9 protein-coding genes are annotated in these 8375 nt (G+C 74.7%); 3 read left to right on the top strand and 6 right to left on the bottom strand.

Annotated features, from left to right (window positions below; genetic code table 11):
• Nucleotides 1-252 precede the first annotated feature (252 nt).
• Nucleotides 253-744 (top strand): pyridoxamine 5'-phosphate oxidase family protein, encoded by a 492-nt coding sequence (locus tag V7793_RS28415; protein ID WP_336011573.1) that lies wholly within the window; start codon nucleotides 253-255, stop codon nucleotides 742-744.
• Here V7793_RS28415 and V7793_RS28410 read toward each other — a convergent pair.
• Entirely contained in the window at nucleotides 741-1652 is a 912-nt protein-coding gene (locus tag V7793_RS28410) for a LysR family transcriptional regulator (protein WP_336011569.1), read from the bottom strand. The two genes, V7793_RS28415 and V7793_RS28410, sit on opposite strands and share 4 nt — an antisense overlap.
• A gap of 195 nt (nucleotides 1653-1847) precedes the next feature.
• Here V7793_RS28410 and V7793_RS28405 point away from each other — a divergent pair, with 195 nt between their 5' ends.
• Nucleotides 1848-2765: a DMT family transporter gene (locus tag V7793_RS28405; protein WP_443058013.1), complete on the top strand. Its 918-nt coding sequence runs from the start codon at nucleotides 1848-1850 to the stop codon at nucleotides 2763-2765.
• Between the two features lie 47 nt (nucleotides 2766-2812).
• On the opposite strand, the gene V7793_RS28400 is transcribed toward V7793_RS28405, so the two are convergent.
• Nucleotides 2813-4144: an aminotransferase class I/II-fold pyridoxal phosphate-dependent enzyme gene (locus V7793_RS28400; protein WP_336011563.1), complete on the bottom strand. Its 1332-nt coding sequence runs from the start codon at nucleotides 4142-4144 to the stop codon at nucleotides 2813-2815.
• A 35-nt stretch (nucleotides 4145-4179) separates the two neighbouring features.
• On the opposite strand from V7793_RS28400, the gene V7793_RS28395 reads away from it, so the two are divergent.
• The gene (locus V7793_RS28395) at nucleotides 4180-4851 is read left to right on the top strand and encodes a pyridoxamine 5'-phosphate oxidase family protein (protein ID WP_336011561.1); all 672 of its coding nucleotides are present in this window, start codon (nucleotides 4180-4182) and stop codon (nucleotides 4849-4851) included.
• On the opposite strand, the gene V7793_RS28390 is transcribed toward V7793_RS28395, so the two are convergent.
• From V7793_RS28390 to V7793_RS28375, 4 genes are all read right to left on the bottom strand, one after another.
• Complete coding sequence (locus V7793_RS28390; protein WP_336011558.1) at nucleotides 4838-5848, bottom strand: DMT family transporter; 1011 nt, start codon at nucleotides 5846-5848, stop codon at nucleotides 4838-4840. The two genes, V7793_RS28395 and V7793_RS28390, sit on opposite strands and share 14 nt — an antisense overlap.
• Nucleotides 5849-6104: 256 nt before the next feature.
• Nucleotides 6105-7115, bottom strand: coding sequence for an EamA family transporter (locus V7793_RS28385; protein ID WP_336011556.1), 1011 nt, complete (start codon nucleotides 7113-7115; stop codon nucleotides 6105-6107).
• 122 nt (nucleotides 7116-7237) lie between these two features.
• Nucleotides 7238-7738, bottom strand: a complete 501-nt coding sequence (locus V7793_RS28380; protein ID WP_336011553.1) for a Clp protease N-terminal domain-containing protein — start codon at nucleotides 7736-7738, stop codon at nucleotides 7238-7240.
• 213 nt (nucleotides 7739-7951) lie between these two features.
• Nucleotides 7952-8375: PadR family transcriptional regulator (locus V7793_RS28375; protein ID WP_336011551.1), on the bottom strand; the 424-nt coding region annotated here is incomplete at its 5' end.

Here is an 8375-nt window from a genome sequence, read left to right as displayed (position 1 = left end):
TCGGGGCCGACGACGCCGTGCTGGCACTCGACGGTGAGCAGCACGGTCGTCGCGGGGTCGAGGCGCTCGGCGGGCGGGTCCGGCGGCGCCATGCTGGTCGCTCCCTCCTGGGGCCGGTATCCGGCGGGTGAGGACGGGTGTCCGGCGGTGAGGGCCGGGCCGCGTGAGGGTAGCGGGCATTGCGCGGACGGAGGAAGGGGGCCACACTTCCTGACACTCAGTCAGGTACTGGAGGGCGGGGAGGGCGCGGGCATGGTCACCACCCAGCGGCGGGGCCGCCGGATCATGATGACGCGGCCGGAGCTGGACGCGTTCCTCGCCGGGCAGCGCACCTGCCGGGTGGCCACGGTGGGGCGGGACGGGCGTCCGCACCTCAGCGCGCTGTGGTTCGTCTGGGACGGATCCGCGGTGTGGCTGTACTCGATCGTCCGCAGCCGCCGGTGGGCGGAGCTGCGGCGCGACGCGCGGATCGCGGTGCTCGTGGACGACGGGCGGGAGTACGGGGAGCTGCGCGGGGCGGAGCTGTCGGGCACGGCCGCCTTCGTCGGCGAGGCCCCGCGCACGGGCGAGCCCTGCCCTGAGCTCGCCGCGCCGGAGGCCCTGTTCACCGCCAAGTACTTCGGCGGCCTGCCCTCGATGCCGCACGACGGCCGCCACGCCTGGCTCCGGCTGACACCGGAGGCGATCGCCTCCTGGGACTTCCGCAAGCTGCCGGGCGGCCTGCCCTCCCGGTCACGGCACTAGGCGGAGCCCGCCATCTCCTCCCCCGCCGCCCTCAGCGCCTCGACCGCCGCACGGATGGACGGCCGCCGGTCCGCGTCCGCGCGCCAGATCGCGTAGACGTGGCGGCGCACGGTGTGCCGCACCGGCACCACGCGCACCCCTTCCGGGACGGGGCCGCGCCCGAGCCGCGGGGCGACGGCGACGCCCAGCCCGGCGGCGATCAGGGCGAGCTGGGTGTGGTGCTCCTCGGCCATGTGGGAGATGCGGGGCTCGATGCCCTTCCCGCGCAGGGTGAGCATCAGCCAGTCGTGGCAGAACTCGCCGCGGGGCCAGGAGACCCAGTCGTCGTCCGCGAACTCCTCCAGGTCGACCTGGTCCCGGCCGGCCAGCGGGTGGCCCACCGGCATCGCCACGTCGGCGATGTCGTCGAGGATCGGGGCCTTGGCCAGCCCGTCCGGCATGGGCAGAGGCTTGTTGTACCAGTCGAGGACGACCGCGACGTCGATGTCGCCGCGGACCACGCGGGGCACGGCCTCCTCGGGCTCCATCTCCTCCAGCCGGGCCCGCAGCTGGGGGTGGGCGCCGCGCAGCCCGGCGAGGGCGGCGGGGAAGAGGCCGCGGGCAGCCGTGGGGAAGGCGCCGAGGAGCAGCTCGCCGACGGCCTGCCCGCGCTGCGCCTCGAGGTCGGCCTGGGCGAGCTCGACCTGCGAGAGGATCCGCGAGGCGTGGTCGGCGAGCAGCCGTCCGGCGTCGGTGAGCCGCACGCCGCGGCCGTGTTTGGCGAGCAGCTGCTGCCCGGTCTCCCGCTCCAGCTTGGCGAGCTGCTGCGAAACGGCGGACGTCGTCACGTGCAGCCCGTCCGCCGCGGCGCTGACGGATCCGTGGCGGGCGACGGCATTGAGGGTGCGCAGACGCTCCAGGTTCAACATGTAAGCAACCCTACGCGATGGATCCCACTTATATTTACTTGTTCTAAAGGCGAGTGCGCAGCCATTCTTATCGTCATGCGCACCACTGCCAGCTCCGGCTCCTCCGGCCCCTCGGCTCCAGCGGCTTCCCCCGCTCCCCCGGCTCCCCAGGCTCCCCCCGTTTCCGCCGCGCCCCCTCAGCGGGGCCGCCCCGCCGTGGACTGGAGGATCCGCTTCGGTGCGCTCGCCCTCATCTGGGGCTGCAGCTTCCTGTTCATCAAGCTCGGCACCGACGGCTTCCCGCCGCTGTACGTCTCCTTCGGCCGGATGTTCTTCGGCGCGGCGGTGCTGGTCACGATGCTGGCCGTGAAGCGGGAACGCCTGCCGCGCGCCGCACGCACCTGGGCGCACCTGGCCGTCGCGGCGGTCCTGCTCAACGCCCTGCCGTTCACGCTCTTCGCCTACGCCGAGCTGCGCATCCCCTCCACCCTCGCCGGTATCTGCAATGCCACGACCCCGCTGTGGGGCATGCTTCTTTCGCTCGTGGCGCTCTCCGAGGACCGGCCGACCCGGCGCCGGTTCGCGGGGCTGGCCATCGGCTTCGCCGGCGTACTGACCGTGCTCGGGGCCTGGCAGGGCTTCTCGGGGCAGGACGCCGCGGGCACGGTGATGGCCCTCGCCGCCTCCGCCAGCTACGCGGTCGGCTGGATCTACGTCCGGCGCACCCTGGCCGACACCGGCGACTCCAACCTGTCGAAGTCCGGCGCGCAGCTGCTGCTGGGCACGGCCCAGCTCGCTGTCGTCGCCCCGGTGTTCGCCCCGGTGCCGACCTCCTTCCCCGCCGTGCCGCTGCTGGCCGTCTTCGCCCTCGGGGCGCTGGGCACGGGACTGGCCTTCCTCGTGCAGTACGGGCTGGTCGCCGAGGTCGGGCCGACGACGGCGACCATGATCACCTACCTTGTCCCGGTCGTGGCGACCATCGCCGGTGTGGCCTTCCTCGGGGAGGCGCTCAGCTGGAACACCCCTGTGGGCGCCCTGATCGTGCTGGCCGGCGCCGCCCTCACCCAGAGCAAGGCCCAGAGCAAGGCCCGGAGCAGGAGCCGGAGCAAGGACGAGGAACACAGCAAGGCCTAGGAGCACCCCGGGCGGCGGGGGCCGTCAGCCGTAACGCCCCGCCGCCGTCAGTCGTAGCGCCCCGCCGCCGACGGGCGGGTCACGCCCGCCAGGGCGTCCGCCACCGGCTCTATCTCGTCGACGGTCAGACCCGAGACCGTCAGCCGCACCGCCGGCGGTGACGCGAGCCGGAACCGGGCCCCCGGCGCGACCGCCCACCCGGCGTGCAGAAGCCGGGCGACCGCCGCCGTCTCGTCGGGGACGGGCAGCCATACGTTCATCCCGCTGCGCCCGTGCGCCGCGATCCCCCGCTCGCACAGGGCCCGGACGAGCGGATCCCGGCGCCGCCCGTACGCACCGGCGACCCGCGCCGTGTCCACCGCGCCGCTGCGCCACAGGTGGACGACGGCGTCCTGAAGGATGTGACTGACCCAGCCGGGGCCCAGCCGCTGCCGGCCGCGCACCCGGTCCACGGTGACGGCGTCGCCCGTGAGCACCGCGAGCCGCAGGTCCGGCCCGTACGCCTTGGCCACGGACCGTACGACGACCCAGTGGTCGGTGCAGCCCGTCAGGGTGTTGAGCGGCAGATCGACGATGCCGTGGCCGTGGTCGTCCTCGATGAGCAGCGCCTGCGGATGGCCGGAGAGCACGGCGCGCAGCTCGCGCGCGCGGGCCTCGCCGACCACCGCCCCGGTGGGGTTCTGCGCCCGGCCGGTGACGACGACGGCCCGCGCTCCTTGCCGCAGCACCCGGTCCGCGGCCTCCGGCAGCGGGCCGTCGTCGTCGACGGGCAGCGGAACGGGCCGCAGACCGAGGGCCGGGACCAGGTCGAGGAGGCTGCCCCAGCCGGGGTCCTCGACCGCGACGGCGTCACCGGGCCGCAGGTGCACGGCGAGCACGCGCTCGATGGCGTCGAGCGCACCGGAGGTGACGGCGAGCGGCCCGCCGGGGACGCCGTCCGCGTCGAAGGCCGCTCTGGCGAACCGCTCCAGCTCGGTGTCGACGGCGGGGGCTCCGTAGAGCGCGGGCGCTTCGGCGGCGCGCGCGGCGGCAGCGGCGAGCGCTTCGCCCAGCGGGGGCAGCAGGGAGGGGTCGGGATTGCCCGCCGAGACGTCCCGGACACCCTCGGGGGCCTCGACGTGGATGAGCTCGCGGGGCGTGCTGGCCGGGCGGTGGCGCACACGGCTGCCGCGGCGCCCGGCCGTCTCGATCACCCCGCGCTCGCGCAGCGTGCGGTAGGCGGCGGCCACCGTATTGGGGTTGACCCCCAGCTCGACCGCCAATTCCCTCATGGGAGGCAGAAGTTCTCCCGGGGCGAGCTTCCCCGCGCCCACGGCGCGCTCCACGCTCGCGGAGATCTCTGCTGCGCGACGGCCTTCGATCCGATACTCTCCTAGCACAAAATAGATTATGCACTAGTGCAATGGAGTCCGCAATGACTGTTGCGCCCCCCGCCTCGTACGAGCAGACCGACCGGACCACCCCCACCCGCGTCCGCGAGCGCGCCTCGTACGACCGCGAGGTCGTGCACGCGATCCTCGACGCGGGCTACGTCTGCCACCTGGGCTTCGTGCGCGACGGGGCGCCGGTCGTCCTGCCCACGCTCTACGGGCGCATCGGCGAGCGCCTCTACGTGCACGGCTCGACGGGCTCGCGCCCGCTGCGCGGCGCGGGCCGGGCGGGGGACGCGGGCATGCCGGTGTGCGTGACAGTCACCCACGTCGACGCCCTCGTCCTCGCGCGCTCCGCCTTCCACCACTCCCTCAACTACCGCTCGGTCGTGGTGCACGGGACCGCCCGGCAGGTGACCGGGGAGCAGGAGAAGCGCGCGGCCCTCGACGCCCTGGTGGAGCAGGCCACGCCGGGCCGGTCGGCGGACTGCCGCCCGGCCTCGGCCAAGGAGCTCGCCGCCACGGCCGTGCTCCGCGTCGACCTCGCCGAGGTCTCCGCGAAGATCCGCACCGGGGGCGTCAACGACGAGGCCGAGGACCTGACCCTCCCCCACTGGAGCGGCATCGTCCCCGTGGCCCCCGCGTACGGCACACCCATACCCGACGAGCACCTCGCGCCCGGCACCCCCGTGCCCGGCTACGTCACCGCTCTCTGACCGGGATCCCCAGCGGGTCGCGAAGGCGGTCACCGAGCGGCTTCGCCGGTGCCGCCGTTCCTCCTCGTGCGGATGGGCAGCGCGCCTCAGCGGCGGCCAGCGCCGCCACGGCGCACAGCAGGACCGCCGTGCCGAGCGCGGTCGCGGCCGTGAGGCGCTCGCCCAGCAGGGCCACGGCGATGACCGCCGCCGTCACCGGCTCCAGCAGGGTGATCACCGACACCGTGGTGGCCCGCACGACCACGAGCCCCGCGAAGAACAGCCCGTAGGCCAGCGCCGTCGGCACCGTCACGAGATAGGCCCCCAGCGCCAGCGTGCGGCGCAGCTGCCCGTCCTGCGGCCACAGGCCCTCGGCGGCCGCCAGGGGCAGCAGGCACACGGCGCCGACCGCGAAGGAGGTCACGGTCGTGGTGAAAGGATCCGTGGCCCGCTTCTCGCGCTCCAGGATGCGCGCGTAGACGGTCACGACGGCGTATCCGGCGGCGGAGAGCAGCGCGAGCGCCACCCCCGCCGGGCGCACCGCGCCCGTGCCGTCGTTGCCGAGCATCAGCACGGCCAGTCCGGCGCACGCGCCGCCGACGGCCGTGACACCTCCGGCGCCGAGCCGTTCCCCCATGAACAGTCGGCCGCCGAGGGCGACGAGAACGGGCGAGGCGCCCAGGGTGACCACGGTGCCGACGGCGATCCCGGTCGCCTCCACCGCCGCGAAGTAGGCCGTCTGGAAGACCGTCAGGCCGATGCCCGTGACGAGGACGCGCGCCGTTCTGCGCGGCCACCTCTCGCGGGGCCGGACGGCGCGCTCGCGCGTACGGGCCGCGCGGCGCCGCATCAGGAACCGGGCGGCCAGCAGCAGGACGAGGCCGCCCGCCGTGCGCCAGAAGGTCAGCGCGGCCGGGCCGAGGCCGCTGCTGTCCATGAGGAGGTCGGCGGTGGCGCCCGTGGTCCCCCACGAGGTGGCCGCGACAGCCACGTAGAGCAGACCGCGCCCGACGGGCATGCCGTCTGCCGGGGCCGGTGCGGGCAAGGGGGCCGGACGGGCCGGAAGGTGCTCGGGCCGCCCGGTGGCCGGGCAGGACGAAGGAGCGGAACGGGGCATGACTGTTCTCCCGCGGAAGACGTGAAGTGATCGCTGGTCCGTCGTGCGGGCAGCGGCGATCCGCCCGGGGGCTCCACCCCGGGCCCGGTCTTCCGGGTGCGGCCGCCCGCGCTAGGCGGCGGGAGGCGGCAGAACGGTCTTGTGCATGATCGGCACCCTAGGCCGGGCGGGTTCCGGCGGGCAACTCCCCCTGGCCGCCGGCGTCCGCCGCCGAGCCCGCCGCCGCGGCCTCGCCCTGCGCCACCAGCGTCGCGGCGGCCTTCTTGGGTGTGGAGGACTGGGCGATGAAGGCGCCCACCAGCACCAGGGCGCCGCCGCCGATCTGCGGCAGCGAGAGGTGCTCGCCGAGCAGCACCCAGGCCAGCACCGTGGCGACCACCGCCTCCAGGCAGGCGACCACGCCCGCCACCTGCGGCGAGAGCCTGCGCACGGCGAGCACGCCGGTGCCGTAGGCGACCACCGTGGCGATCAGCACGACCCAGGCGAGGAGGAGGACGGCGGGCACCTCGGTCCCGCCGATCCCGGCGCTGCCGGCGAGGACGGACCAGTCCATGCCCCAGGGGCGGGCGACGACCGTGAGGACCACGGCGCCGATCAGCAGCCCGTAGGCGATGACACCGATGGGGTCGGCGGGCTCCTCGCCCTCGGTGCCGTGGTCGGACAGCACGAAGTAGCCGACCTGGCAGCAGGCTGCGCCGAGGGCCAGCATCAGGCCCACGGCGTCGAAGCTCATGCCCGACCAGACTTCGACGACGCACGCGAGTCCGGCGACGGCGAGCGCCACGCCCACGGCCGCCGCACGGCTGACCGGACGGCGCTGCACGAAGCGCACCCAGCCGAGCAGGAGCGCGGGGCCGAGGTATTCGACGAGCAGGGCCACGCCGACCGGGATCCGGGATATCGCACCGAAGTAGCACGCCTGGACGCCGGCGACGGCCAGCAGGCCGAAGCCGGCGAGGAGAGCGGGGCGCCGGGTGAGGAGGGCGCGGTGGCGCCAGGCGACCGGCAGCAGGACCAGGGCGGCGCCGGCCGCCCGCAGCCACACCACGTGGAGCGGGTCGAGACCCGCCTGGATCAGCGGCTTGGCCGCAACACCGGAACCGCCGAACGCGAGCGCGGAGGCCAGGGCGAGGCCCAGGCCTGCGCTTCTCTCCTGAGAGGCATGCATCGGGTCATCATGCCAGCAGATGACAGGAGCGTCACCCCCGGACACTCCTGACAGATTTCAGCCCCCGTCGCACCGGCGGATGGCCGCGCCCCCGGGCGCAACTCATGCGGAACCTGCGGGACTCACGAGGCGCCGAGCCGGGCGGCGAGCGCCTCCGTGTCCACTCCGGCCCGGCGCATGACCTCCGCCGCGCGGCACCGGTGGTCGAGGGCGAGCATCGCGAGGAGGTCCGTCCCCTCCGCCAGGGCATCACCCCGCGCGCTGGCCCGGGTGACCGCGCCGTCCATGGCGGCGGCCGCGGCGGGCGACCAGCCGGGCGCCCGGCAACCGAGGAGGACGGGCAGCGAGCCGGAGTCCTCGACGGTGCCGCTCCAGCGCAGCCCGTAGCCGATGGTGCGCTGGACGAGGTAGCCGAGCAGCCGTACGGACCGGCCGGGGCTCCCGCCGTCCACGGCGCGGCACACCTCGGGGTCCGACTCCATCAGGGTGTGGAGCAGGTGGGCGGTGTCGGTCTGCCGGTCGCCGTCCCGCACGGCGCGCCTGCGGGCACCCGCGACCGCCGCCGCCAGTCCGGCGCTGAACAGGCCCTCTCGGGCGACGTCGGTCGCCCCCGTATCTCCCACGCGGCTTTGCACCCTCCCACCCCATCAGTCACGAACCGCCGGGTCATCCCCGCGGGGAAGCATTCGCGCATCCCACGGGGGTTGGGTACGGGCCGCCGTTTCCTCCTCCTTGAGGAGGACGGAGGCGGATTCGTTCTCAGGGGTGTTCCCCTCCCGGGGCGTTCCCGGCGAGGCCGCGGGAACGGAACACCCCTGCTCCGCCGCGCAGTCGGCTCAGTCCTCGTCGGCGAGGATGAGGTAGAGCTTCTTGCGCGATTCGCCGATCACGGCCAGGGCCTTCTGCCGCTGCTCGGGGGTGCCGGACTTCCAGACCTGCCCGAAGGCCTCCAGCAGCCCGAAGCCCGCCTGCCGGGCCTCCTGCATCGCCTCCCAGTCGACGCCACGGCCGGCGTCCTCCCACGGGGCTTCGGGGCCGGCCTCGGCCTCGGCGCGACCCGCCTCGGTGAGGCTGAACAGCTTCTTGCCACCCTCGCTCGCGCTCTCGATCAGGCCCTCGTCCTCCAGCATCTGCAGCGTCGGATAGACCGACCCCGGGCTGGGCTTCCAGGCGCCGCCGCTGCGCTCGGCGATCTCCTGGATCATCTCGTAGCCGTGCATGGGGCGTTCCTTCAGCAGGGTCAGGATCGAGGCCCGCACG

This window comes from Streptomyces sp. KLMMK (assembly GCF_036961605.1).
Classification (GTDB): Bacteria; Actinomycetota; Actinomycetes; order Streptomycetales; family Streptomycetaceae; genus Streptomyces; species Streptomyces telluris.
This window is presented reverse-complemented; position numbering and strand designations above follow the sequence as displayed.

Excerpts from the sequence above, each read along its gene's own strand:
- V7793_RS28415 (WP_336011573.1), top strand. The coding sequence starts at position 253 with ATGGTCACCACCCAGCGGCGGGGCCGCCGGATCATGATGACGCGGCCG.
- V7793_RS28410 (WP_336011569.1), bottom strand. The coding sequence starts at position 1,652 with ATGTTGAACCTGGAGCGTCTGCGCACCCTCAATGCCGTCGCCCGCCAC.
- V7793_RS28395 (WP_336011561.1), top strand. The coding sequence starts at position 4,180 with ATGACTGTTGCGCCCCCCGCCTCGTACGAGCAGACCGACCGGACCACC.
- V7793_RS28390 (WP_336011558.1), bottom strand. The coding sequence starts at position 5,848 with ATGCCCGTCGGGCGCGGTCTGCTCTACGTGGCTGTCGCGGCCACCTCG.
- V7793_RS28385 (WP_336011556.1), bottom strand. The coding sequence starts at position 7,115 with ATGCATGCCTCTCAGGAGAGAAGCGCAGGCCTGGGCCTCGCCCTGGCC.